At 49.4% G+C, this 25778-nt stretch carries 21 protein-coding genes; 15 read left to right on the top strand and 6 right to left on the bottom strand.

What is annotated here, in order from left to right; translation table 11 throughout:
- Positions 1-36: 36 nt before the first annotated feature.
- A complete protein-coding gene (locus tag JSQ97_RS04015) occupies positions 37-1296 on the bottom strand; it encodes an OmpA family protein (protein ID WP_239446920.1) in 1260 nt (419 codons plus the stop codon).
- Positions 1297-1675: 379 nt separating this feature from the next.
- Between JSQ97_RS04015 and JSQ97_RS04010 the strand changes: the two genes are divergently transcribed.
- Positions 1676-3166, top strand: coding sequence for an acyl-CoA carboxylase subunit beta (locus JSQ97_RS04010; protein WP_205074862.1), 1491 nt, complete (start codon positions 1676-1678; stop codon positions 3164-3166).
- A 219-nt stretch (positions 3167-3385) separates the two neighbouring features.
- Positions 3386-4504, top strand: coding sequence for a CobW family GTP-binding protein (locus JSQ97_RS04005; RefSeq protein WP_180486564.1), 1119 nt, complete (start codon positions 3386-3388; stop codon positions 4502-4504).
- A 95-nt stretch (positions 4505-4599) separates the two neighbouring features.
- Here JSQ97_RS04005 and JSQ97_RS04000 read toward each other — a convergent pair whose 3' ends face one another.
- Positions 4600-5520: an SPFH domain-containing protein gene (locus JSQ97_RS04000; protein ID WP_205074861.1), complete on the bottom strand. Its 921-nt coding sequence runs from the start codon at positions 5518-5520 to the stop codon at positions 4600-4602.
- Between the two features lie 14 nt (positions 5521-5534).
- Positions 5535-5975: an NfeD family protein gene (locus tag JSQ97_RS03995; protein WP_205074860.1), complete on the bottom strand. Its 441-nt coding sequence runs from the start codon at positions 5973-5975 to the stop codon at positions 5535-5537.
- A 200-nt stretch (positions 5976-6175) separates the two neighbouring features.
- Here JSQ97_RS03995 and JSQ97_RS03990 point away from each other — a divergent pair, with 200 nt between their 5' ends.
- From JSQ97_RS03990 to JSQ97_RS03975, 4 genes are all read left to right on the top strand, one after another.
- Positions 6176-6508, top strand: coding sequence for a metal-sensing transcriptional repressor (locus tag JSQ97_RS03990; RefSeq protein ID WP_205074859.1), 333 nt, complete (start codon positions 6176-6178; stop codon positions 6506-6508).
- A gap of 13 nt (positions 6509-6521) precedes the next feature.
- A complete protein-coding gene (locus JSQ97_RS03985; protein WP_205074858.1) occupies positions 6522-9113 on the top strand; it encodes a heavy metal translocating P-type ATPase in 2592 nt (863 codons plus the stop codon).
- Positions 9114-9524: 411 nt separating this feature from the next.
- A complete protein-coding gene (gene gpmA, locus JSQ97_RS03980; RefSeq protein WP_021330399.1) occupies positions 9525-10271 on the top strand; it encodes a 2,3-diphosphoglycerate-dependent phosphoglycerate mutase in 747 nt (248 codons plus the stop codon).
- A 210-nt stretch (positions 10272-10481) separates the two neighbouring features.
- Positions 10482-11858, top strand: a complete 1377-nt coding sequence (locus JSQ97_RS03975) for a hypothetical protein (protein WP_205074857.1) — start codon at positions 10482-10484, stop codon at positions 11856-11858.
- Positions 11859-11882: 24 nt separating this feature from the next.
- On the opposite strand, the gene JSQ97_RS03970 is transcribed toward JSQ97_RS03975, so the two are convergent.
- Together JSQ97_RS03970 and JSQ97_RS03965 are read right to left on the bottom strand one after the other, a co-directional pair.
- Positions 11883-12287: a VOC family protein gene (locus tag JSQ97_RS03970; RefSeq protein ID WP_187384636.1), complete on the bottom strand. Its 405-nt coding sequence runs from the start codon at positions 12285-12287 to the stop codon at positions 11883-11885.
- Positions 12284-13012, bottom strand: a complete 729-nt coding sequence (locus tag JSQ97_RS03965) for a FadR/GntR family transcriptional regulator (RefSeq protein WP_239446918.1) — start codon at positions 13010-13012, stop codon at positions 12284-12286. The genes JSQ97_RS03970 and JSQ97_RS03965 overlap by 4 nt, the downstream gene beginning before the upstream one ends.
- 230 nt (positions 13013-13242) lie before the next feature.
- Here JSQ97_RS03965 and JSQ97_RS03960 point away from each other — a divergent pair, with 230 nt between their 5' ends.
- The 8 genes from JSQ97_RS03960 (at position 13243) to JSQ97_RS03925 (ending at position 21464) form a co-directional block, all read left to right on the top strand.
- Complete coding sequence (locus JSQ97_RS03960; protein WP_205074856.1) at positions 13243-14490, top strand: ABC transporter substrate-binding protein; 1248 nt, start codon at positions 13243-13245, stop codon at positions 14488-14490.
- A 70-nt stretch (positions 14491-14560) separates the two neighbouring features.
- A complete protein-coding gene (locus JSQ97_RS03955) occupies positions 14561-15442 on the top strand; it encodes a carbohydrate ABC transporter permease (RefSeq protein ID WP_205074855.1) in 882 nt (293 codons plus the stop codon).
- Positions 15442-16281: a carbohydrate ABC transporter permease gene (locus tag JSQ97_RS03950; RefSeq protein ID WP_187384633.1), complete on the top strand. Its 840-nt coding sequence runs from the start codon at positions 15442-15444 to the stop codon at positions 16279-16281. Before JSQ97_RS03955 ends, JSQ97_RS03950 begins: the two co-directional genes overlap by 1 nt.
- A 27-nt stretch (positions 16282-16308) precedes the next feature.
- Positions 16309-17418: a mandelate racemase/muconate lactonizing enzyme family protein gene (locus tag JSQ97_RS03945; protein ID WP_205074854.1), complete on the top strand. Its 1110-nt coding sequence runs from the start codon at positions 16309-16311 to the stop codon at positions 17416-17418.
- 40 nt (positions 17419-17458) lie between these two features.
- Positions 17459-18289, top strand: a complete 831-nt coding sequence (locus JSQ97_RS03940; protein WP_205074853.1) for an SDR family oxidoreductase — start codon at positions 17459-17461, stop codon at positions 18287-18289.
- Positions 18283-19164 (top strand): dihydrodipicolinate synthase family protein, encoded by an 882-nt coding sequence (locus tag JSQ97_RS03935; protein WP_021329576.1) that lies wholly within the window; start codon positions 18283-18285, stop codon positions 19162-19164. The genes JSQ97_RS03940 and JSQ97_RS03935 overlap by 7 nt, the downstream gene beginning before the upstream one ends.
- 53 nt (positions 19165-19217) lie before the next feature.
- The gene (locus tag JSQ97_RS03930; RefSeq protein ID WP_370590029.1) at positions 19218-19424 is read left to right on the top strand and encodes a TRAP transporter large permease subunit; all 207 of its coding nucleotides are present in this window, start codon (positions 19218-19220) and stop codon (positions 19422-19424) included.
- A gap of 141 nt (positions 19425-19565) precedes the next feature.
- Positions 19566-21464 (top strand): ribonuclease catalytic domain-containing protein, encoded by a 1899-nt coding sequence (locus tag JSQ97_RS03925; RefSeq protein WP_205074851.1) that lies wholly within the window; start codon positions 19566-19568, stop codon positions 21462-21464.
- A gap of 51 nt (positions 21465-21515) precedes the next feature.
- Here the strand turns inward: JSQ97_RS03925 and JSQ97_RS03920 are convergent, their stop codons facing one another.
- Entirely contained in the window at positions 21516-24185 is a 2670-nt protein-coding gene (locus JSQ97_RS03920) for an AAA domain-containing protein (RefSeq protein ID WP_205074850.1), read from the bottom strand.
- Between the two features lie 211 nt (positions 24186-24396).
- Here JSQ97_RS03920 and JSQ97_RS03915 point away from each other — a divergent pair, with 211 nt between their 5' ends.
- Positions 24397-25722, top strand: a complete 1326-nt coding sequence (locus JSQ97_RS03915) for an aspartate kinase (RefSeq protein ID WP_205074849.1) — start codon at positions 24397-24399, stop codon at positions 25720-25722.
- Positions 25723-25778 lie beyond the last annotated feature (56 nt).

Genomic DNA, 25778 nt, shown 5'->3' with positions numbered 1-25778 from the left:
GCGAACGTTCCGTATTATTTGCAAACGGACGGCGCGCTATTCGTCCATGATGGTGATTTCGACGCGGCGATTTCGCGACCTGCCTTCTTCGCTTTGATTTGTCGCGACCGGCTCGGCCGCACCTTTTCCCTGCGTAAACACGTGATACGAATCGCGCACGCCGAGTGCGATCAGATAATCGGCGACGGACTGCGCGCGTTCTTCGGAAAGCATTTGCCGCGCTTTTTCGTTTCCGCGCAGCGCGGTATGCCCCGTAACGAGCAGATCGTTTTTATACGATTTTAAGATATCGGCGATCTTTTCGAGTTTTCGTTTTTCACTTTCGCGGAGGACGGCGGAATCGGGAAGAAATTGAATTTTTTCAAGGCTGATCGTCAATCCTTTTTCGCCTTTTTTTACCGATACGTCTTCAAGTCCGAGCTTCGCGACGCTGTCCTGAATTTTCTGCATCGTGTTGTCGTCGTTGACACGCTCGAATTCGGTCACTTCCGCTTCCGCCGTTCCCTGAAACGTAAACGTGTCGCCGTAGTAGGTTTCGATAACGATTTTAAAATTTTCATGATAGTGATCGATTTCGCCCCTCTCGTTGTCCCAGTAGAGCGTTTGATGCGAATATCCCATCGTGATTTTCGGGCGATTCAACAGTTCCGCCGTACGAGCCGAAATATCGCCTTTCCGTACATCGATTTTCGGACTTTCGAAATACAGATTGTACTGCACGTCGATGACGTTGAAAATTCTACCGTCGGAATTTTTAACAATTCCTTTGTAGCCGTACGAAGCGGTAAACGGAACTTTAAACGGCTTTTGCAGCGCGAAAGTGCGGCGAAGATCGTGCGCCTCATGCCCTTCGGCCTTCCACGTATCGCCGGGTTTGACGGGATTTGCGGGAAAGATCGGGCAGTCGCGGACGACAGGCATAAAATACATATCGTCCATCGCGTATACGCCGCGCGCGCTTCGCGTAAATACGCTTTTGTATTCGTCGCCCCACGAAAAGTGCGCGCCGTTCGCACTGCTCGTCGAATCTTCGGACGACATAAACGTCGCTTCGCAGACGCCGCTTCCGTCGGCATGTACGTCGGTGATCTTTGCGGAAATTCGCGTTACGATTTCCGCACGGTGATTTTTTCTGCCGTTGACAAAAACGTCTTCGTGCACTTTCGAAAGCGTTCGATACGAATCGCCTTTTTTGTATTTAAACGATAAAACCTCAGGCTGTATGCCCCGCGTGATAAGCGTTTCGTTTTCGGGACTTTCGGAGGATGTTCTTTTCCCCGCTGTCTGCGGAAACAAAAGTGCGCATGATATAAAAACACACAAGGTAGCGCAGGCAATTTTTTTATCGATCGAAAAAACGAACATGACAACTCCGTTGAAAATTTTTGCGTATCCGGCGGGATACGTCGCTATCATTATCGGCGGAAATGAGGCGCGGTTTTAGGACGGGCTTATCGACATGACGCGTCGCCCATCGATAAGGTTTATGTGACTCAATACGCTTCTCCGATCGCAGTTTACGGGTATTCATCGGTTTGTTGAAAGCTTCGAATTTTCGACAGTGATTGCGATGCGATTTTGACATAAAATAGATTTTTGTCATATTGACAACACGGAAATGATGGAGTATCATAAAATATACGCTTACATTATTTTTGAAACGAGGAATTGCCTTATGGAATACAATGTCGAAAAACAGCATGAGAAAGGAAAACTCCACGCAATCGAACGGATTCGCGCTCTGTGCGATGAAAATTCGTTTATGGAAATCTATTCGGGTGTGCGCCATAACTGCACGAGCTTCGGTATGGAAAAAAAAGACCTGCCCTACGACGGCGTCATCACCGGATTCGGAAAGATAAACGGAAGGACGGTCGCGGTATACGCTCAGGATTTTACGGTGCAGGGCGGCTCGCTTGGCCTTATGCACGGCAAAAAAATCGCCGAACTCATCGATAAAGCGATCGAAGCGCGGTGCCCCGTTATCGGTATAAACGATTCCGGCGGAGCGCGCATTCAGGAAGGTGTCGACGCGCTGTGCGGCTACGGAGACCTCTTTTATCAAAACGTCCGCGCATCCGGTTCGGTGCCGCAGATTTCGATCGTCGCCGGTCCCTGTGCGGGAGGCGCCGTGTATTCGCCGGGCATCACCGATTTTATCTTTGCAATCGACAAGATAAGCGAACTCTTTATCACCGGCCCGAAAGTCGTCAAATCGGTTATGTTTATGGATATTTCGTCGGAAGATTTGGGAGGAGCGGCTATCCATTCGAAAAAATCGGGCGTCGCGCATTTCCGCTGCGAAAGCGAAAACGACTGCTATCGAAAAGTGCGCGCGCTGCTCGACTACATCCCCCATTATTTCGGCGACGATCTCGCACAAAACGAAAAATACAAATTCGACGCGAAGAAAAAAGCGAAGCGCATCGAAGAAATCATCCCCGAAAATCCGCGTGCCGGTTACGATATCCGCGAAATCATCAACTGCTGTATCGACGACGATTCATTTTTTGAAACGTCGGCCGAATTTGCGGTAAACTGCGTCACGGGCTTTGCGAAAATCGAAGGCAAATCCGTCGGCATCGTCGCAAACAATCCGATGGGTGTCGGCGGCGTTCTCGACTGTGATGCAAGCGACAAAATCGCGCGCTTCGTCCGTTACTGCGACGCTTTCGGTATCCCGCTTTTAACTTTCGTCGATGTTCCCGGCTTTATCCCCGGCCCGCAGGAAGAGCAAAAAGGCATCATCCGGCACGGCGCAAAAGTGATTTATGCGTACAGCGAAGCGAGCGTTCCGAAAGTGACCGTCATCGTGCGCAAAGCATACGGCGGCGCATACATCGCGATGTGTTCGAAACACCTCGGCGCCGATTACGTATACGCGTGGCCGAAAGCGGAAATCGCAGTCATGGGTGCGGAAGGCGCGATCGGCATTTTATACGCAAAAGAACTCAAAGATCCGTCGAAGGCGGCCGAAGTCGCGGCAAAGTCGGAAGAATATAAAACGGAGATAATGACGCCGAAAATTGCAGCGAAGCGAGGCTATGTCAGCGAAGTGATCGGACCGCAGGAAACGCGCGCGCGCATCGCACGGAGTTTCGAAGTGCTCGCTCGAAAGCGCAGTATGGACACGCCTTTGAAAAAGCACGGCAATATCCCGCTGTAAGAGCGGGCGGCATGATGTCTCGTCATGCCGAAGACAGATTGAAAGGCAAACCGATGCACTATACGGGAGATGCGGCCGTGCACGATGCGCGGTCGTTTTTATTATAAAAGAGCATTCGAATGCTTGATAAAAAAATCGATGCCGTATATATTTTATTAAACAAACCGCATTTGTCATTTTTTCGTTTTTTCATTATATTATAACGATAAGGATATTATCATGGAAAAAAAATTGACACCGATTACGCTCCTGTGCGGGTACCTCGGAGCGGGAAAAACGACGCTTTTAAATAACGTTCTGACGAATCAAAAAGGCTATAAAGTTGCCGTCATCGTAAACGATATCGGAGAAGTAAACGTCGACGCGAAACTCATCGCCGACGGCGCGAAGATAACCGATACGAGCAGCATCGTTCCGCTTACCAACGGCTGTATCTGCTGTACGCTCAAAACGCAGCTCGCGCAAAACATCGAAAATCTTATTAAAACGGGCAAATACGATTACATCATGATCGAAGCGAGCGGCGTATGCGAACCCATGCCGATCGCCCAGGAACTCGAAACGATTTCAAACGGCAAACTCGACAATGTCGTCGGCGTCGTCGACGCGAAGCGCCTCGTCGACGAATTTTCAGGCGGAGATGCGCTGCTCAAAGAAAAGGAAGAAGACGACATCGAATCGCTGCTCGTTCAGCAGATCGAATTCTGTTCGACATTATTAATTAATAAAATCGATTTGGTGAGCGAAGCCGAATTGAAAAAAGTCCGCGCCGTCATCAATACGATTCATCCGAACGTAAAGATCATCGAAACGCAAAACGGCAAAGTACCGGTCGAAGACATCATGGGCACGGGATCGTTCGATTTTGAAAAAGTATACGGAAGCGCCGGCTGGTGCCGTGCGATCGAAGAAGAGGAAGAAGAAGGCGAACACCACCACAAAGAAGAAGGCGACAGCGGCAGCGACGAAGACGAATACGGCATCAGCACGTTCATCTATACGAGGCGAAAACCGTTCGACCGCGTAAAGCTCGATTCGTATGCGAACCGCTGGCCGAAAAACATTATCCGCTGCAAAGGCGTCATGTGGTTTAAAGACGAACCCGATATGGCGTGGGTATTCGAAACGAGCGGCCGCCAAATACAAGCGGGGTACTCGGGCGCATGGCTTGCCGCGTGTCCGAAAGCCGAACAGGAAAAAGTGCTCGCGGAAAATCCGCAGATGAAAAAAGATTGGGATGCGAAAGTCGGCGACAGAATGATAAAGCTCTGCATCATCGGACAGGATTTGGATAAAGAAAAAATCTCGAAAGAACTCGACGGCGCGCTTGCCGATTAAAAAAAAGAAAAATCTGCAGTGAGAGGAGCCGACGAAAAACAACCGATTTTCGGACGGCGCCTTTTGCACGGCTGCCGCCCGTTTGAAAGCGTCGATTACTTTTTTCCGATTTCGCCGATCGCCGATACGACGCCCGCAAGATTTTGAAAATCCGCCGGCACGATGATTTTCGTCGCCTGTCCGTTCGCGGCTTTTTCAAGCGTTTCAAGGCTGCGAAGCTTCACGACCGCTTCGTCGATGTGCACGTCTTTGATCATCTGCAATCCGGCTGCCGTCGCCTGCTGCACTTCGCGGATCGCCTGAGCTTCGCCTTCGGCTTTTCGTATCTGCGCTTCTTTTTCGGCTTCCGCATGCAGGATCGTTGCCTGCTTTTGCGCTTCGGCTTCGAGGATGCGTGCCTGCTTTTGTCCTTCTGCGACGAGGATCTCCGACTGCTTTTGCCCTTCTGCGATCAATATCTTTTCGCGCCGTTCGCGTTCGGCGCGCATCTGCTTTTCCATCGCTTCGCGGATCGCTTCCGGCGGCATGATGTTTTTCACTTCGACACGGTTTACTTTGATACCCCACGGATCGGTCGCTTCGTCGAGTATCGAGCGCATCTTCGTGTTGATGACATCGCGGCTCGTAAGCGTTGCATCCAAATCCAGCTCTCCGATAATATTGCGCAGCGTCGTCGCACTTAAATTTTCTATGGCGAGCATCGGATTTTCGACGCCGTAGGTGTACAGCTTCGCATCGGTGATCTGCATATAGACGACGGTATCGATTTTCATCGTAACGTTATCTTTTGTGATGACCGGCTGCGGCGGAAAATCGAGCACGCGCTCTTTGAGCGACACTTTATTTGCGATGCGGTCGATAAACGGCGTCTTTACATGCAAACCCGTCTGCCACGTCGTGATATACGTGCCGAGCCGCTCGATTACAAAAGCGCGCGCCTGCGGAACGATTTGAATATTCGTGATGACGAGCACCATGACGATAACGATCACTGCGATGATAACATACAAATTCATATTTCCTCCAAAAATTATATCGACTCGACGACGGCGGTATTGCCTTCAAGCCGAACGATTTTGCACTCCGCCCCTTTTTCGATCGTTTCGCCTTTTTCCGACCGTGCCGTCCACACGATGCCGCCCGCTTTTACCGCTCCCTTATCGAACTCCGTCATGCGTTCCGTGACGAGTACTTTTTTACCGATAAGGCTGTCCGCGTTCGTCGGCATTTTTTTTGCCAGTTTTTTTGCCGCAAGCGGCCGTGTAAAGATGAGCAACGCGAGCGAAAGCGCGACAAAAATAAAAAGCTGCCACCGGAACGGAATCGGTGCGAGCGACAAAAAAATCATCGCAAAAGCGCCGCACGCAAACCAAATCGTCGTGAGCGCCAGCGTAAGCGATTCGATGACGATGCAGAGAACGACGACGATGAGCCAAAACCACGGCAAATTATTCAAAACAACCATCGGCATGATTACAGTATAGCATAAAAATCGTTTTTTGTGTACGTGTCATACTCCTGTATCGCGGTTGTACAGGGAGAGGTGAGTGTCTATGCCGGTTGCGTTTTTTTGGATTTGATTTTTTGCAGCCACCCATCCGTCCGACTGTGCGCTTGACATATACCCAGTGGGGGTATTATAGTGAAGATGAGCTTTTGCAGGGAGAAATAATGGCAAAGAACGGCAAGGAAAAGACGGCGTCGAAGAAGACGTGTGCGCACTGCCAATACAAACACACGCCGCGTGAAGAAACGTCCGTGAGGCAGCTCCATTCGCGCTTGAATCGGATCATCGGACAGTTGAACGGTATCAAATCGATGCTCGACGAAAACCGCTACTGCGGAGACGTGCTCATTCAAGTTTCCGCCGCCGAAAGCGCACTTCGTACCTTCGGCTATGTGATTTTGCGCGACCACTTGGAAAGCTGCGTTACCGAAGAGATTAAAAAGGGCAATACGAAAATCATCGATGAAACGATGAGTTTAATAAAAGGACTCAAATGATGAGGCAATGTATATGACAAAATTTTCGGTAAGCGGTATGACGTGCGCTGCGTGCAGCGCCCATGTCGAAAAAGCGGTCGCCGCAGTTCCCGGCGTCGAAAGCGTTTCGGTGAGTCTTTTGACGAATTCGATGAACGTCGATTTTGTATCCCCTGCAAGTGCCGAGGCGATCTGCGCTGCAGTCGATAAAGCGGGCTACGGCGCTTCCCTCGATATGAAAGATGTACGTCCGACGAATACGGCTGCATCAAAACGCGCGTCGCTTGAAGATACGGAAACACCGCGCCTCGTAAAGCGTCTTATCGCGTCTCTCGTTTTGCTCGTGCCGCTCATGTATGTGTCCATGGGGCACATGATGTGGAAGTGGCCCGTCCCGCTCGCCGTACACGATAATCCTGCATCGATCGCGCTCTATGAAATGCTGCTTGCGCTTTCCGTCATGCTTATCAACAGGCGATTTTTTACGAGCGGTTTTAAAAGCTTTGTACACGGAGCGCCGAATATGGACACGCTCGTCGCGCTCGGAAGCGGAGCTTCATTCGCATACAGCACGACCGTTTTGTTTTTGATGACTTTTGCGATGGCTTCGGGCGATATGAAGAGCGCACATGCGTACCTGCACGATCTGTATTTCGAATCGTCCGCGATGATCCTTACGCTCATCACCGTCGGCAAAACGCTTGAATCCTACAGCAAAGGAAAAACGACGAATGCGATCAAATCGCTTATGGACTTGGCGCCGGAAGAAGCGCATGTCGTGCGTGATGGAAAGGAAGTAACGATTCCCGCGTCCGAAGTAAAAGTCGGTGATGTGTTTATCGTGCGGCCGGGAGAGCGTATTCCCGTAGACGGAACGGTGAGTGAAGGGGCGAGTGCGGTGAACGAGTCCGCTCTTACCGGAGAAAGTCTTCCCGTCGATAAAGAGCGAGGCAGTGAGGTGAGTGCTGCGACATTGAATCAAAACGGATTTCTCACGTGCCGGGCGACCCGCGTCGGAAGCGACACTTCTTTAAGCAAAATTATCGATATGGTGGAAAACGCCGCCGCTACGAAAGCGCCCGCGGCAAAGCTCGCGGATAAAGTGTCGGGTATCTTCGTCCCTTCCGTCATTATTTTAGCGGTCGGTACGGGGACCGTGTGGCTCGCTGCGGGTGCGGAAGCAGGCTTTGCCCTTGCTCGTGCCGTGAGCGTGCTTGTCATAAGCTGCCCCTGTGCGTTAGGTCTTGCAACTCCCGTCGCTATCATGGTCGGAAGCGGACTCGGCGCAAAGCACGGCATTTTGTTTAAAACGGCCGCCGCCCTCGAAGCCTGCGGTAAAACGGACATCGTCGTGCTCGATAAAACAGGGACGCTGACGGAGGGGAAGCCGCGTGTCACCGACATATACACCGACGAGAGCGAAGAAAAATTATTAAAAATTGCCGCAAGCCTCGAAGCGAAGAGTGAACACCCGCTTTCACGCGCGCTTATGGAAGCCGTTGCGGAACGGCGCATTGCTTACGAAAGCTCGGAGGATTTTACCGCGCTTCCGGGATTCGGAGTGCGCGGAACGGTCGCGGGCAAGAGCGCGTTCGGTGGGAATGCGGCGCTTATGGAAGAGTACCATTTACTTTCGGCAAGCTTAAAAGAAAAGGGCGAAGCTTTTGCCGAAGAGGGGAAGACGCCGCTCTATTTTGCCGAAGACGAAAAAGCGCTCGGCATCATAGCCGTAGCCGATGTTGCAAAATCCGACAGCGCCGAAGCGGTCCGAACTCTGTACGATGAAGGCATAGCCGTCGTCATGCTCACGGGTGACAACCGCCGTACAGCGCGGGCGGTTGCAAAAACGGTCGGCATACGCTCGGTCGTGTCGGACGTACTTCCCGACGGAAAGGACGAAGTTGTTTCGCGTCTTCAAACATACGGGCGCGTCGCAATGGTCGGCGACGGCATAAACGACGCGCCTGCTTTGACACGGGCGGATATCGGTATCGCGATCGGAGCCGGAACCGATGTCGCACTCGACGCGGCCGACGTCGTGCTCATGAAATCGACGCTTTCGGATGTAAGCGCGGCGGTAAACTTGTCGCGCGGCGTTTTGACGAACATCAAAGAAAATCTTTTTTGGGCGTTTTGCTACAACGTCATCGGCATTCCCGTCGCGGCGGGAGCGCTGTTCCCCGCGTTCGGCATCGCGTTGAATCCCATGCTCGGCGCGGCGGCGATGAGTTTGTCGAGTTTTTGCGTCGTCACAAACGCCCTGCGTTTGAATCTCTTCGACATATACAAAAAGCGGAAGGCGAAAAAGCGGCCGGCCGAATTGCCGGACGAAGCGTTTACGGCGGACGGCAAAGCGGCAAATACGTTTACAGCCGCAGACGGCGCTGTAAACAAGGATATAACGGAGGAACAAAACATGACAAAGACGATTGCAATCGACGGAATGATGTGCGACCACTGCCGGCAACATGTCGAAAAAGCGCTTTCGGCTCTCGACGGCGTGACGAAAGCGGACGTAAGTTTAAAAGATAAAAACGCGGTCGTTACGCTTTCAAAAGATGTGGATGAAAAAACGCTTTCCGATGCCGTAAGCGAAGCGGGCTATACGGCGCTCGGCGTCCGCTGACAAACAAGCGATCGGTATACGTGTGTGACGGTGTACATTAAGTTGCATCCGTTGACGAAGGGCGGGACGCCGTCGTGCAAGGGTGCCGGCATACCGTAAAATGGGGCAGGGCAATTGCCTCGGAAAATATATTCTCCAAAAAACGTATACGCTCCGGTTGCCCGACACGGCGCAATGCGCTATGATAGCGTAAAGTCGTGCGCTGCTTGAACTTTACGCTCGTCGCGCAGGCGTGTGCATGATTGATTTTTTTTATGAGAGTTGTATAAAAAGCCCGCCTAAAATAGCGGCGGCACTTTTTATCTCGAGTTTGCGTTGCAAACTCGACTATTGAACGTGTGCGCTATGCGCACGACTAAAAACTTTTTCGGATGTTGAAACATCCTGCAAAATTTTTTATAGGAGTTGTATATGAAATTGGTACTTATTCGGCACGGTGAAAGCGAATGGAACAAATTGAACCTTTTTACCGGCTGGACGGATGTGGAATTGTCCGAAAAGGGGCAGGAAGAAGCGAAACAAGCCGGAGTCACATTGAAAAAAGAAGGCTTCGATTTCGACATTTGCTACACGTCGTTTTTAAAACGCGCGATACACACGCTGAACTTTGCGCTCGCTTCGATGGATCGCGAATGGCTGCCTGTTATAAAAACGTGGAAGCTGAACGAACGGCACTACGGCGCGCTGCAGGGGATGAACAAAGCCGAGACCGCCGAAAAATACGGCGAAGATCAGGTAAAAATCTGGCGCCGCTCCTTCGACGTAACGCCTCCGGCTTTGACGGAAAACGACGAGCGCAGTCCCCGCTTGCAGGAAGCATACCGCACGGTAAAAGACAAATCGGTGCTGCCCTTGACCGAAAGCCTTGCGACGACGATCGAACGCGCAGTTCCTTATTTTGAAAGCGAAATCAAACCGCACATGCAAAAAGGCGAGCGCGTGCTCATCGTTGCGCACGGCAATTCGCTTCGCGCCCTCGTAAAATATTTTGAAAATCTGACGAAAGAAGAGATTTTGGAAGTGAACATTCCGACCGGCGTTCCCCTCGTATACGAATTCGACGACAACTTCAAAGTGATCGGAAAAAAATACCTCGGCGACGAAAAAGCGATCGCCGAAAAAATGGCGGGCGTCGCGAATCAGGGCAAAAAGAAATAATCGGAAACGTCGCTGTTCGAAAACTTTAGGGAACCTCTAAAAATCGCAGTTTTTAGAGGTAACTTTGAAAATGCGATGTCGTAACTTGCGATACTGGAGTGAGTTACAACTCGTCGAGATTTCGAAAAAATCGTTGAAAGCCGGTTTTTCGAGATATCCAATCGCTCGTTAAAACTTTCTTTGTATGACTCAGGAGATTACGATCAGGCTATGAAAAAATTATGTATTGTTTTTGCCGCTCTCGGTGTGATCGGTGCGGCTTCTCATGCTCAAGTGCTGCAGAGCACCGGAGTGGAAAATACGCTGTGGACGGGATTCGGCGGACCGCTCGGCTCTCAAAGAGCTAAATATTACGGCATTATCGATACGCTTCAAGCCCGCGTAGACGTCGGTATTTTTACGATCGACGGTATGATCAACTGGGGTGCGCTTGCGTGCTGGAACGACGGTAACAATACGCTCGATAATTTTTCGCTCGAAAATACCGAACGTTCGGCGCTTTCGTATCACTACTATAACGGCGGAGAGGATACGAATACTACGCCGCGCATCGGAGGCGGGGGTGCTTATAATAATGCCGCGAACGGGCATTGGAATACGCGGTCGGATTCGTATTATATCAATTTTTTAATGCATCCGTTTAAAGGTTTCGATGCGGGTGTCGGCACAAAGCTCAACTGGTCGGTCGGCCCCGCTCCCGGCTACGGCAATTGGGTGTGGAAAGCCGATGCGCACATACGTGCCGGAGGTTTCAGTACGGCGTACGACGACCGGCACGGCGTCGCGGGCGGCAGCAACGATTGGAACGTGTGGAGCGGAGCGGCTCACCGCTATCGGTATACCCCCGATGCGCCCGGTTCCTACGATGTCGTCGGTTTCGTCCCCGTCGCAAACAAATACGCAAAGACGGCGATCGGTGCGCGTTACCGCTATAAAGATCTCTTCCAAATAGGAGCTGCGATTCCGAGCGGCGCAAACACCGATGCCCCGATTATTAATTTCGGTTTCGAACTGCACCCGATCGATTTTTTGCACGCGGCCTTTGCATATGAGGGGCTGTTCCAACAGAACGGCAATCTCTATGCCGGCGCGTCGCTCGTGTTTACGAAAAAATTAGTCGTCGATGCATGGTTCGGATGGGATTCGATCGACACGAACAAAAGCGAAACCGATATGGCGTGGACGACTGGAGCGGCGGTCACGATCGGTTTTCCGAAGATCGATTTAACGCTTCGCCCCGAAGGCGGCATAAACTGGTTCGAAGATCGGAACTATACGCCCGCCGTCTATGCGGGCATCCTCGCGCGCTTCGGTATTTCCCGCAGGATGATTTTGAGCGGCTGGTCGTCGCTCGCGTGGGGATCCTACGATAAGCGGTGGCACGATTCGGACTATGCCCAATACGCGCAGACGAAAGATTACAACGGCGGTTTTATTTTCGACATCCGTCCTCAGTTTACGTTTTTGCTCACTTCACGCCATTCGTTTACTGCGGATTTCGACTACGAAAACCGCACCGCTTTCGACGGCAAAAACCGTTCGGCGTGGTCGTTCGGATTTTATTGGACGTATACGTACGGTATATGATTCGAAAAAAATCGGCCGTGCAGCCTACGCGATATCCGTTTTATATTCGATGAGTTCGATTTCGACGCCGTTCGGATCCAAAAAAAGCCCGCTGTAGACGCCGTTTTTTTCGTCGTCATGCACGGGGATATGAAACGGATATCCCGCCTGCGTGATGCGCTTTTCCCATCCCGATATGTCGGTGACTTCGAAAGCGCAGTGCCGATACGCACCCTTGTCGTTGAGTTTGCCCTTATGGTCTGCGACTTCGTAGAGGTATTGGTTAAGCTCTATGCGCTGACCGCCGGGCACTCGGAAATATCTGAGGATGTGATCGCCGCAGTCTACCGTCTGCTCTTTTTGGAATCCCATAACATCCGCGTAAAACGACATCGTCTTTTCAAGGTTTTTTACGATGATGGTGATGTGATCGAGGCGTTTTATTTTCACGGTTCTTTCTCCCGTTTTTTATTGATGACGGCGCCGATGTCTTCCCTCACTTTATGCAGGTGGCGGATCATCGCTTTTTGCGCCTTTTCTTTATTTCTCGAAGCGATCGCCTGCAGAACGGCACCGTGTTCGGCGACGGTGTTGTCGGAATTCTTTTTTGCCGTGATCGACATCGTGCGGTACTGTTTTAATTCTTTGAGCAGCAGTTCGCTTATCTGTTTCAGCAACACGTTGTGGCTCATCTTTAATATCTGCGAATGAAACTGTTCGTCGAGCGATACGAGGCGCGGAACGTCGTTTGCGGTATTCGCTTTCGCAAACTGTTCATGGATGTCGGCGAGCTGTCGTATCTCTTTTTCCGTTCCCTTGACGCTCGCAAGCGATGCGGCGAGCGGATCTATGGCAAGGCGGACTTCTATAAAATCTTCCAGATTCGGTGCGCTTGAAATAAACCATTGCCGTATGGCTTCGTATGTGTCGTTCGGTTTTTTGCTGCGGACGAAGGCGCCTTTTCCCGCTTGCAGTTCTACATATCCCTGCGCTTGAAGCTGATATAAAGCTTCTCGGACTGATGAGCGGCTGACATGCATCAATTTGCAGAGTTCCAATTCGGCCGGAAGTTTTTTTCCGACCGGAAATTGTCCGTTTTCGATCGATTCTTTTATGGAATCGACAATTTGCGACGTAACGGAAATTCGCATAATCGGTTTCATATTGTCTGACATCAGACTATAATACATTTTTTCGTTTGTCAATGATAAAACTCCCGTTTTTTCGTGCGGTTTTTCGAAAATTTCACGTATTTTTTTCTTGACAATTTGAAAATACGGTGTAGAATATTATTGTAGGATTGTCAGACAAACAGTCAATCATGCAAAAGTTTTTATGAGAGGAGGATAAAAAGCGTCGTCTGAGATATCGCCGCCGCTTTTTATTTCGAATTTTAGGAGGTAATATGAAAAAGATGCTGTCGCGGCTATGGGTCTTTATCGCTGCCGGTACGCTGGTGTTTGCGATGGGAGCAAACGATCCCGCTTCGTCGGGAGGAAAAACCGTGCGTTTCCGCTATTGGGCGGATACGACCGCATATTCGCAGCTGATGCAGGATATCATCAAAAAATTCAATGCGGAAAACGGCAAGGGCATTACCGTCATCGGCGAAGAAGCTGCGTGGGACGGAGGTGCGTTTTCGGAGAACCTGTTCAATGCGGCTATGGGCGGCGGCGATATCGACTGCGCAACGTGGAAATTGACTGCGACGCCGCTTTTTGCGAACAATAATCTGCTGCTCGATTTGACGCCCTATGTCGACAAGTGGGAAAAGAAAAACGATATCGACGCCAATATTTGGAATGTGATGAAGCAGGCGGGCGGCTCGAATAAAATCTATGTCATGCCGTGGAATATCCAAGTGCTCTACGTGTACTATAGGCCTTCGTATTTTAAGAGAGCCGGCATTTCCGTTCCGAAAACGTATGAGGAATTTTTGGACGCGATAAAAAAATGTACGATGGATACGAACGGCGACGGTAAAACGGATGTCTACGGTTTCGGTATGCGCGGCGGCAGAAACGGACATGAACCGTGGGGCAGCTTTATCCATGCGGCCGGCGGTAATTTTGCCAAGCTCGATTCGCCCGAAGCGATCAAAGGTATGCAGGATTTTATCAATCTGTATAAAAACGGTTATGTCCCGCCGACGGCGACGAGCGACGGTTTCAGCGAAATCATGGCAAATTTCAAGTCGGGGTTGACGGCCATGACGATCCATCATACCGGTTCAGCCGCCGATATGGTAAAGATATTCGGCGACGACGTATCCGCGTTTCCGTTTCCTTCAGGCAAGGGGCGCTGGACAAGCATGGGCGATACCGATACCGCTATTTTCAAATCGTGCAAAAATCCCGAAGCCGCGTTCGAATGGGTCGCATACCTCGCGGCGGGAGAAGGCGAGCGGATGTGGTGCGAAGGTACGGGAAATATTCCCGTCAGCAAAACCGTCGGCGCGCGCGAGTATTTCCAAAGCAATCGCTTTATGAAAGCTTCGCTTGACGGGCAGAGTTTCGCAGGCATCCTTCCGATCCGCGATACGACGACGGAATTCGTCACGACGCTGTGGCCCAACACGGTTTCACAGGCCTTGACCGGAAAAATCTCGGCAAAGGAATGCATGGAAATACTCCAAAAGGGTTTGTATCGCTAGTAATTTCCCGTTAACAAATTTTTTGGGACGGAAAGGAAATCGCTTTCCGTCCTAAGTCAGGATGCCGTTGATGAAATATTTAGAAACGAAAAATAAATATGTTCCCTATGCGCTCGTTGCGCCGGCTGTGCTCATCGTGCTGTTCGTCGTTTTTATTCCGGTGCTCAATGCCGTTTTGATGAGTTTTCAAAATTACGATTTACGCCGACCGAAAGAGATCGGCTTTATCGGCATAAAAAATTATATCGATATGTTTGCCGATCCGCTGTTTTGGGGTGCGCTGCTCAGGACGATTGCGTGGGTCGGTTTCGGCGTCGGCTTTCAATTTTTATTCGGCTTTTGTTTGGCGCTTTTGTTGAACCGCTATTTTATGGGCCGCGGTTTTGTCCGCTCTATCAGTATGATTCCGTGGGTCACACCCGGTGTTCTTATCGGTTTGATGTGGCGTTGGATTTTTGACGGCAACCTCGGCGTATTGAACGATTTACTTTTGCGAATGCATATAATCGAAACGAAGATCCCTTTTTTATCGCAGACGTCGACCGCTTTCCCGTGTGTGATCGTTACGATCATTTGGCAGGGTATTCCCTTTTTTGCGCTGATGATCCTTGCGGGGTTACAGCAAGTACCGGGTGAATTGTACGAAGCCGCCGAAATGGACGGAGCGAAAAAGGTACAGCAGCTGCTCCACGTTACGATTCCGTCGCTCAAAAATACGCTCAGCGTAACGCTGCTCTTGCGTGTTATATGGGTGGCGAATTCCGTCGACGTGATCTTCAATATGACCGAGGGAGGTCCCGCGTATTCGACGCAGACGCTCAGCGTTTATATCTACAATAAAGGAAACGCGCTCAATCTCGGGTATGCATCGACGATGGCGATTTTGCTTGCAGTGTTGCTTTCATTGGTCGCCGTCCCCTATGTTCGTTCTACATTTAAGGGAGAAAACTGATGGTCATCGAATCTCGTTATCCGGGTAAAAGATTGCTGTCGTTGTTTTTGCCGCTTTTTATTTTACTCGTATTTATACTCTTTCCGTTTTATTGGACATTTATCACATCGGTAAAACCGGAAAGCGAACTGTACGGCGCAGTGACCTATTGGCCGCATTCGGTTACTTTTGTCGCATATCAAAAATTATTTACGACGACGGTAAATTTTTTCGTCGCGATGAAAAACAGTTTGATCGTTGCGCTGTGTACGACAGTCGTGTCGCTCGCGGTATCGACATTGGCCGCATACGCGTTTTCGCGCTATCTGTTTACAGGCAGAAAATTGCTGATGAGCATGTTTTTGTGCAACAATATGTTTCCGACCGTCCTTTTGCTTATTCCTCTGTATTCGATCATGCGTAAAATAGGTTTGCTCCATACGCATGCATCTCTGGTGTTATCGTATACGACGTTTACCATCCCGTTTTCGGTATGGCTGCTGAACGGATTTTTAAACGATTTGCCGACGTCGCTTGAAGAAGCGGCAATGATCGACGGTTGTACGCGCGGACAAGCGTTTACGAAGATCGTTCTGCCGATCCTTGTGCCCTGCCTCGTTGCTACCGGCGTCTATATTTTTATGAATGCGTGGAACGAATACACCTTCGCCATGCTGTTTACGAGCATTGCGACGCGGACGATTCCGGTTGCGCTGAAGAATTTGATCGGACAGCTCGGTGTACAGTGGGACTTGCTCACTGCCGGCGGCGTGATCACGATTATCCCCGTCTGCATATTGTTTTTCTTTGCGCAAAAACGGCTCGTCGCGGGACTGACCGCCGGTGCCGTAAAAGGATGAAAATTAATAATCATTGAGGAGCGTTCTATGAAAGACGTTAAAATTACGGGTATCGATACCTATTTGATCGAAACGAAACAAAAGGGTACCTTTGCCGATTCGACGCGCAAAGTCGAAACGATCGGTTATGTCGTCGTCGATGTGAAGACCGATGCGGGCATTCACGGAATCGGCGTTACCTATCACGAGGTCGGAGGCGAGGCGATCGCGACGTTTATACTGAAGTCGCTCGGCCCGAAGCTCATCGGGCGTTCGCCTTTCGAAACGGAAGGATTGTACGACGAACTCGTTGCCTATATGCGTGGAGTCGGGCGAAAGGGTCTTGCATTCTGTGCGCTGAGCGTGCTCGATATCGCATTGTGGGATATCAAAGGCAAGATCGTCGATATGCCGATCTACCGGATGCTCGGCGGAACTCGCAATACCGTGCCGTGCTATGCGACGGGCGGTTGGACTTCCTATACGATCGACCAACTTATCGCCGAAGCGAAGACGATGGTCGAAGCGGGATTTAAAACGATAAAGATAAAGATCGGCGTTGACGGCGGAAAAAATCCGAATGAAGATGCGAGGCGCGTGCTCGCCGTCGCCGATGCGATCGGGCCGGATATCGGCATCATGCTCGACGCAAACAACGCGTTTTCATCGGCTGTTGCGCTTCGGCTTGCGTATAAGCTGCGCGATGCGAATATCACGTTTTTCGAAGAGCCTGTATTTGCGGACGACTTGCCCGGACTCGCGCGCTTTAGGGCGGCGGGAATTCTCCCGTGTGCGTCGGGCGAGCATGAATACACGCGCTACGGTGCGCGCGATCTGATCGCCGGCGGCTGTATCGACTATCTGCAGTCCGATATTACACGGTGCGGCGGGTTTACCGAAGGGCGGAAGATGGTTACGTTTGCACAGGCGTACAATATTCCGTATGCGCCGCACGGTTTCGACGTCATTCACTGCCATATCGTCGCCCCATATTCGAACGGCGCGTATCTCGAAAATCTGTTTATGTTCAACGAATTGATCGAACGTACTTTCATCGATGCACCGATTCCGCATAAGGGTATAATGACGATTTCCGATAAGGCGGGACTCGGACTTGAATTGAATTACAAAGAGCTGACTCCTTACGGAAGTATCTGAGTCTGCCGCGAATATCGTAATAATTTTTAGGAGAAATACAATGAAAGATCCGTTATTCGACGTTTCCGATAAGATCGTGATCGTCACCGGAGGGTTGGGGCAGATCGGCGCGGAACTGGTAAAAGAATTCCATCGCCGCGATTCGAAAGTTGCCGTCGTCGCGCGCAGCGTAAGCGCCGAGCGGATCGAAAAAGTGTTCGGAAGCGAGCTTGCAAAAAGCGGCCGCATTTTTCCGTGCGCCGTCGATATACAAAGCAAAAGCGAAATAAACGCGTTCCTCGATACGCTCGAAAAAAAATGGGGAACTCCCGACGTGCTCGTAAACAATGCCGGTATCGATACGCAGCCGAGCGCGCCTCCGGAAGTGTCCGGTCCCTTTGAAGATTTTCCGGAAGAAGTGTTCCGCGAAGTCGTAAACGTAAATCTCGTCGGTACTTTTCTCATGACGCAGGCTGTAGGGAGACGGATGGTGCTTGCAAAAAAAAGCGGCTCGATTATCAATATAGGTTCCATTTACGGCATGGTGAGTCCTGTGCAGGACATCTATGCGTACAAAAAAGAAAAGACGGGTATCGCGTTTATTAAACCGGTTGCATACTCGGCCGCCAAAAGCGGCATATACAATCTTACGCGCTACTGTGCTACGTATTGGGGAAAGCAGGGGATCCGTGTCAACACGTTTACGCCGTCCGGTGTCTTCCGCGATACGCAGGATAAAGAGTTTCAGGTAAATTATTGCAACCGTATGCCGGTCGGACGTATGGCGCAGGCCGACGAATATAACGGGGCCATTATTTTCCTTGCGTCGGATGCTTCGAAATATATGACCGGTTCCAACTTGGTTATGGACGGAGGATGGACTGCATGGTAAAAAAAACACTCGATCGTTCGGCGGTGTATTCGGCGCTTTTGACGCCCTACGATAAACACGGCGAACTGAATGTAACTATGCTGCGGAAATTGGTGCGGCACGAAGCGGATTCGGGAGTCGAAGGATTTTATTGCTGCGGTTCGTCGGGCGAAGGGCTTTTGCTTTCCGACGACGAGCGGAAGACGATCGCCGAAGTCGTGTTGGAGGAAGCCCGCGTGCCGGTCATCGTGCATGTCGGCTCTCTCAATACGCGCAGTGCGATCGACTTGGCAAAGCATGCCGAAAAAGCCGGAGCCTGTGCGGTATCCGCGATCCCGCCGATCTATTATCATTATTCGCAGGAAGAGATCAATCGATATTATCTCGATATCCTCTCTGCTGTCGATATCGGAATCATCGTGTACAATATCCCGCAGTTTACCGGCATTTCGTTTACGACGGCAAACCCTCTGCTGAAAAACGAGCGGGTCGTCGGGATCAAACATACGTCGATGAATCTCTACGATTTGGAACGCATAGGTAAAGCGTATCCCGAAAAAATTTTGATAAACGGGTTTGACGAAATCTATGCGAGCGCGCTTGCAGCCGGTGCGACGGCGACGATCGGGACGACGGTAAACGTTTGTCCGAAATTGTTCCTTGCGATTCGAAATGCGTTTGCGGCGGGTAAAAACGAAAAAGCGCACGCGGCACAGTGCAGGCTGAACGATGTCGTACAGGCCTTTGTAGACACGAACGTTTTTCCGGCTGCAAAGTATGCGCTTTCGCTGCAGGGATTCGATATCGGTCCGTGCCGTAAACCTTTCGCGCCGCTTTCCGCCAAACAAAAAAAGATCGTCGAAAATGCGATACGCGATATTGCCGATGTTTTATAGGTCGGATGTCGGGTTCGGAAAGCATAAACTGATGAAGCCGTGCTTTCGGCGAGATAGTCGTATTGAATCTTATGATAGGGCAGGTGACTCCTCCATTCGGGGTATGTCTGTTTATCGTAGGCGACGTCGGAAAAGTAAAGCTCGAACGGCTGTACCGCGCTATCGTTCCGTTTTTGATTCCGCTTATCGCCGTGCTGTTTTTATGCGCTTATTATCCGTCGCTCATCACGTGGCTGCCGAATGTGCTGCTCGGTGAATGACGATATCTCGCAGTACATACAATCGTTTGCTCGCAAGCGTTTGACACGAACAGCCGTTGCGTACGATCGTTTGTGTGTAATTCTTTCGTACGAGCAAGCGTTCGCGTTTACTAACACAATTTTTTTCGGTATAGTTTCCGTATGATTCGAAAAAATGCGGTCGTACTCTATAAAAATCAATGCGCCCTCGTCACCGATGTCGAAGGCGATAAGTATGCGATTCAATACTGTCCTTCGGCGGCCGCGACGGGAAAAAAATCATACGTGTCGCTGAAAGTGCGTGAAAAAGATATAGTGCCTCTGCATGCGGGTCCCGCTTCGAGTCTCGATGCGCTCCTTTCGTTTTCCGACGGAGCGCTCTCCGCGCAGCTTTCCGAAGCTTACGAACTGCTTCGATCCGATCCCGTCACCGCATCGTCGTCCGTCCCTTTTGCCGATATCGCCGAGCTTATGCGCCCGTCTTTTTCGGCTGATGAAAGTTTTGCCGTCTATAAAACGATTTCCGAAAGCGATGAATTTGCCCTCGATGCCGCATCTTTTAAATCGGGTACGCTTGCCTTTGTGCCGCGGAGCGAAGAGGAAATAGCGGCATTAAAACAAAAGGCATACGAAAAGGCGCACGAAGGAGAGTTGCGCGCGGCCTTTATCAAGCGGCTCAAACAAAAAAGACTCGAACTTCCCGGCGACTCCAAGTATATGAGCGAAGTCGAATCTCTCGCGCTCGGACAGACCGACAAATCAAAAGCTATGGCGGAGGCGGGTTTTTCGCAGACGCCCGAAAAAGCGCACAAGCTGCTCATCGACACGGGCGTATGGCCCCTTACGCGAAATCCGTATCCGACGCGTTACGGGCTTTCGATGACGTCGGCATCGGAGGGGCTTGCCGTTCCGCCCGAAGAAGAGCGGCTTTTCGTGCAAAGCAGGGCATACGCGATCGACAACGCGTGGTCGGAAGATCCCGACGATGCGATTGCGTGGGACGGCGAATACCTGTGGGTGCATGTCGCCGATCCGGCATCCAGCGTCATGCCCGACAGTTCGATCGACAAAACCGCGCGAGAACGCGGAACGACGCTGTATCTGCCCGAAGGGACGAGCCGCATGCTCGCCGAAACTTCCCTTGCCGATTACGCGCTCGGTTTGAACGAGAGGAGCCGCGCGCTTTCGTTTCGGATTTTATTCGACGACAAAGGCGGCATTTCCGATTGCGCGGTTTTCAAAACGTTTGTCAATGTCGAGCGCCTTACCTATGAAAAAGCGGATGCGCTGAAAGATTCGCCCGAATTGAAACCCTTGTTCGATATCGCAAAACGAAATATCGAACGGCGAAAGAGGGCGGGCGCCTGTTCGGTCGATTTGCCCGAAGTGCATATCAGCGTCGATGAAGAGACGAAAAAAGTTTCGATCGAACCGGAAATCCGTTACGAATCGGGCGATACGGTGCGAGAGATGATGCTCCTTGCCGGCGAAGGCGCGGCGCGTTTCGCGTTTAAAAACAATATTCCCTTTCCGTACGTGAGTCAGGAAGCTCCCGCTATCCCCTCCGATCTGCCTCCGGGACTTGCCGGCGACTTTCGTTTGCTCCGCTGTATGCGAAAGCGCAGCGTCGGCATTACGCCTGCGCCTCACGCTGCGATCGGCGTTTCGATGTACAGCCAAGTGACGAGTCCTCTCCGCCGCTACGGCGATTTGATCGCACACGAACAGCTGCGCGCGTTTATGGCCGGCCGGCCGCTCATCGACAAAGACGATATGCTCATGCGCATCAGCGAAGGCGATATCGCGTCTATTGCCGCACGGAAAGCGTCTCGGTGCAGCGAAACGCACTGGAAGCTCGTATACCTTTTGCAAAATCCCGAGTGGACGGGGGAAGCTGTGTGCGTCGATAAAAAAGACAAACAGATCCAGCTCTATATCCCGTCGCTCGATATGCAAACATTTATCGTGCCGCAAAAAAAATATGAACTGAACGATACGCTTGAAGTCAAGGCGATGAATATCGATATCCCGCAGCAGACCGTCGTGTTTGTGCCGCTGTAAACGGACGACGTTTTTTATACAGTTTCCTGTGTCCTTATTTTTTCTTGTAAATTAAATATTTGCATGCGGAAATACCGAATCCGTTTCGCCTGTCGATGCGCTTTTTTCAGATAAGTATATATTCAATTGTTCCCTTATTTGCTCTTCTTCCATGGATCCTCTTGTATTGCATCGGAGCAGACACAAATGCATCAATTCAAACAATTTTTCTTTTTTTGCATCCCGTATTGCTTGTATCGAACCGTCTTTATGATAATTGTAACCGTCAACTTCGATACCGAAAAGAATATCTTTGGTTACTTTATTAAAAATCACAAAATCTACATGAGACCAACTGTGATATGCATATTCGGCTAAATCTTGCGGAAGTTCGTTCATAAATTTCCGATCGACAATATCGCGCAGAGGCATTTCAAATACAAAACCGAATTTTGCATATTTCGATTCCGAAGTAATTTTACAAAGAAGCGCATCCATAGCGTTTTCCGAATCGAATTTCGATATTCTTCTGTTTGATTTCAAATAATCAAATTTAGCATTACGTATGCCTGAGTATAAAAAATCGAAAATAGAATTTACTCGACTCTCTTCCAATTTAAAATTATTATACTGAATGTATCTGATCAAAGCCGCCAAGTTGCTGTTTTCAGGCTGGGAATTTCCGGAAAAGATTACTATCAGTTTCCGTTTGGCACGGGAAACCGCTACGTTCAGCATATTTGCGTCATCCGTAAAATCGGTGATCGTATTATCGGTAGTGGAAATAATAATCGTATCTTTTTCTCTTCCCTGGTATTTATGTACGGTCTTCGTATCGATTTCCGGAAACTGCGAATGAATTTCATTAATTTGGTTATTATAGGGGGCGATTATTCCGATATTTTTAATTTCTTCATGCGAAAGACGAGGGAGTATTTCTTCTTTAATTACATCAATTTGACGCCGGTTACAATGATCCTTACAAAAATTTCCCGGTACGGTTTTAATTGCTGCAAGTACGTCTTTTTCGCCCCGATCTTCAGTCATTATTAAAAGCTTTCCGTCATAAAATTGCTGATTACAAAAATTGATAATTTTCGGATGACAACGATAATGTTCACGAAGTAAAGTTTGCGGAGCTTCCGGTAAAATCATTTCTATCGACGTCAAAAAATTATTTATAAAATTGTAACCGGGAGGGAGTTTTGTTTGTGTAAATAATTTCTCTATTGCCGGCTTCTCCGCATCTCCTATTATATTCGAAAGCTGCATTTTATCGCCGACGATGACGGCATTTTTTGCACACGCAAGAGCTAATGCGCCGGTCACAACGTCAACTTGAGACGCTTCATCCATAATTACATAGTCATATAAAAAACCTGCTCCATTCCCTATTGCAGATATTGAAGAAAAAGCGGTACTCAAAACCACCGGATATTCGTCCGTAAATTTTGCAGGGTTAAAATAAATCTCTCTGCCGTCTTTAAATTGCGTCCGTTTAATCTTTTTTGAATATTTTCGGGCAACAGCGAATTTCAAATTTTGTAAGCATTTGTCATAAACCGTATTAGGCTCGAAGTTTTTTAAACCGATCGTTTTTTCATTAAATTCCTTAAGGAGTTCCTTTGATTTCACCTCATAATAAATCGATTTCAACGTAAACAAACACTTTTCTTCTTCTATTTTCCAAAAATCCAATCCTCCGATTCCGTATTTAATAAACAGTCGTAATTTTGTAAAAAGACCGAACTTCTCCTTTATCGAATCCGCATATTTGAATTGCAGCTCTTCGGTTATCGACAGTATTTCACAAGCGCATTTATTAAGGAGTTTTTTAGTCTTGTAACGCTCTGGAATATTATTCATTGTAAAATATTTGATTTCCGCTTCCAATGCGGAAAGTTCCGTTTTAAGTTGTGCAATCCGCTCTTGGTCGGCAAAGTATGTGCGAAGTCCTTTTATCTCTTGATCCAACAGTACTTCGGAAACAGGAAGTATGTTTTTCCATGCGACCAGATATTCCGGATATGATGTACTTTGATTTTTCAAGAAATTATCGATATTTTCTTTTTTACCGAGCGTTGCACATATAAAATCCAGTTGATATTTATCGGACGAAAGTTTTTCATAAACATTGGCGGTTGCGGTATTGTTATTGGAAACGACAAGAACCGTCTTTCCGTGTATAATTAGATTTGCAATAATATTTAAAATCGTCTGAGTTTTTCCTGTGCCGGGCGGCCCTTGAATAATGCTCACTTGATTGTGCAAAGCCGTCTCAACGGCTTTAAACTGGCTGCCGTTACAGCCGAAGGGAAATATCATAGTTTCAGTATTATGCTCTTCGGAATTGTTAATCAAAGGATTGAGATATTTTGTCAGCACTGATTTTTCATTAACAAAGCGGGCTTTTTCAAGTCTCTTTACAAGCAGATTTTGCCCTTCTTCATTTTTAATATCGTTGAATCGGGCCATCTGCATGAGATAATCGAATACGGCAACGGATGCTTTATCTTTAAGACTGTTTTTTATTATTTTTACATTTTCATTTTTATAGCGGAATGTTTTTTCATTCCCGATAAAATTGATATGCCATAATTTTGAAACCGTATCGTAGGTGATATTCATAATTTGATCTGTTTTATCGCTTGTATTACCGTATTTATCGGTTAGAAAAATTATGGCATCTTGTGCGGGTACTTTATCTTTATTTAGGGGAATTCCTGATGGCAACGATATCATCTGTAAAGCTCCTTTTACAAAACTATAATATCCCGAATGGAGCGGGATGTAAATTCCGCATATTGATCTGTAAGCTCTTGTGTAGTGGCACGAACATATATAAAAAAAAGATCGGCGATTACGCTAAGGATGGCGAAAATCGTCTGCAACTGCGTCCGTAAACTGCGTCTCCAAACTTGCAAAAGACTGCGCGCATTGTTATAGTACAGCTATGATAGTTATGAAATTCGGCGGCTCGTCAGTCGCAAATGCGGAGCGCATCCGGCATGTCGCATCCATCATTAAAGCGTATCAAAAACGCAGGCCGGTCGTCGTGCTCTCCGCGATGGGCGATACGACCGATCACCTCCTCGAAGCGGCCGATAAAGCGCTCGGCGGAGTCGTGAGCATGGAGCGTATCGCTTCTCTTCATTTTGAAACTTTACGCGAACTCGGATTGCCGAGCGGTACGATTGAAGATTTAATAAACGAATTGACGCAGCTTTTGACCGGCATTTCGATGATAAAAGAATTGACAAAACGCACGCGCGATTATCTCGTGTCCTTCGGCGAACGCATGTCGGTGCGTATCGCCTCTGCTTATTTGGCAAAAGAAGGGATACCCGCTTTATCGTACGATGCGTGGGATATCGGCATCGTAAGCGACGGCAATTTTATGTCGGCGGAACTGCTCGATGAAGTGTGGCAATCGATACCGGAGCATTTGCATGCGTATGCCTCCGGAAAAGACGAGCGCATTCCGGTCGTGACGGGTTTTATCGCAAAAGACAAAAGCGGAAATATTACGACGCTCGGGCGGGGCGGAAGCGATTTGACTGCGACGATCATCGGGGCGGCGACGGGCGCGGAAGAGATTCAAACGTGGAAAGACGTCGACGGTATCATGACGACCGATCCCCGCATCTGTCCCGACGCGAAGCCGGTACGCGAAGTAACGTACGAAGAAGCGCAGGAGCTTGCATTTTTCGGCGCGCAAGTACTGCACCCGCGTTCGATGCTTCCCTGCCGCCGTACCGCGACTCCCGTCCGCGTAAAGAATTCGTACAATATCGAAAGTCCGGGTTCGATCATCGTCGAAACGCATAACGGAAAAGCGTCTCCCGTCTGCGCGATCACGGGCGTCAAACATGTAACGCTGATCGATATCGCTTCGACGCGCATGCTCGGCGCGGTCGGCTTTCTTGCGCACATATTCAATCAGTTTTTAAAATGGAATATCAGCATCGACGTGATTGCGACGAGCGAAGTGTCCGTTTCGCTGACGGTAAATACAAAGACCGATCTTTCGGGTTTGATCCGCGATTTGAGCGACGTCGCCGAAGTGCGGACACGGAGCGGAAAAGCGATCGTGTCGATCATCTGCGACGCGCTGCATTCTTCGGCGATCCTCGCGGCGGGATTTAAAGCCTTGTCGGATGAAAATATCAACGTGCAGATGATCAGTCAGGGCGCGAGCAAAGTGAATATCAGTATGATCGTCGACGACGAAGAAGCCGATAAAACCGTGCGCGTACTGCACAAAGCGTATTTTTCTTGACCTTCGGCGTTTCGAATTTGAAAGTTGATAACGGAATTAATAATTAATAATTTTGG

This window comes from Treponema sp. Marseille-Q4523, assembly GCF_016901105.1.
Classification (GTDB): domain Bacteria; phylum Spirochaetota; class Spirochaetia; order Treponematales; family Treponemataceae; genus Treponema_D.
Note: the sequence above shows the minus strand (reverse complement) of the source record. Positions and strands in the feature narration are given on the sequence as shown.

Coding starts and splice junctions, on each gene's coding strand:
- JSQ97_RS03935 (WP_021329576.1), top strand. CDS start 18,283: ATGGTAAAAAAAACACTCGATCGTTCGGCGGTGTATTCGGCGCTTTTG.
- JSQ97_RS03950 (WP_187384633.1), top strand. CDS start 15,442: ATGGTCATCGAATCTCGTTATCCGGGTAAAAGATTGCTGTCGTTGTTT.
- JSQ97_RS03985 (WP_205074858.1), top strand. CDS start 6,522: ATGACAAAATTTTCGGTAAGCGGTATGACGTGCGCTGCGTGCAGCGCC.
- JSQ97_RS03990 (WP_205074859.1), top strand. CDS start 6,176: ATGGCAAAGAACGGCAAGGAAAAGACGGCGTCGAAGAAGACGTGTGCG.
- JSQ97_RS03955 (WP_205074855.1), top strand. CDS start 14,561: ATGAAATATTTAGAAACGAAAAATAAATATGTTCCCTATGCGCTCGTT.
- JSQ97_RS03975 (WP_205074857.1), top strand. CDS start 10,482: ATGAAAAAATTATGTATTGTTTTTGCCGCTCTCGGTGTGATCGGTGCG.
- gpmA (WP_021330399.1), top strand. CDS start 9,525: ATGAAATTGGTACTTATTCGGCACGGTGAAAGCGAATGGAACAAATTG.
- JSQ97_RS03995 (WP_205074860.1), bottom strand. CDS start 5,975: ATGCCGATGGTTGTTTTGAATAATTTGCCGTGGTTTTGGCTCATCGTC.
- JSQ97_RS04000 (WP_205074861.1), bottom strand. CDS start 5,520: ATGAATTTGTATGTTATCATCGCAGTGATCGTTATCGTCATGGTGCTC.
- JSQ97_RS04010 (WP_205074862.1), top strand. CDS start 1,676: ATGGAATACAATGTCGAAAAACAGCATGAGAAAGGAAAACTCCACGCA.
- JSQ97_RS03925 (WP_205074851.1), top strand. CDS start 19,566: ATGATTCGAAAAAATGCGGTCGTACTCTATAAAAATCAATGCGCCCTC.
- JSQ97_RS03920 (WP_205074850.1), bottom strand. CDS start 24,185: ATGATATCGTTGCCATCAGGAATTCCCCTAAATAAAGATAAAGTACCC.
- JSQ97_RS03915 (WP_205074849.1), top strand. CDS start 24,397: ATGATAGTTATGAAATTCGGCGGCTCGTCAGTCGCAAATGCGGAGCGC.
- JSQ97_RS03945 (WP_205074854.1), top strand. CDS start 16,309: ATGAAAGACGTTAAAATTACGGGTATCGATACCTATTTGATCGAAACG.
- JSQ97_RS03960 (WP_205074856.1), top strand. CDS start 13,243: ATGAAAAAGATGCTGTCGCGGCTATGGGTCTTTATCGCTGCCGGTACG.
- JSQ97_RS04005 (WP_180486564.1), top strand. CDS start 3,386: ATGGAAAAAAAATTGACACCGATTACGCTCCTGTGCGGGTACCTCGGA.
- JSQ97_RS03940 (WP_205074853.1), top strand. CDS start 17,459: ATGAAAGATCCGTTATTCGACGTTTCCGATAAGATCGTGATCGTCACC.
- JSQ97_RS03965 (WP_239446918.1), bottom strand. CDS start 13,012: ATGTCAGACAATATGAAACCGATTATGCGAATTTCCGTTACGTCGCAA.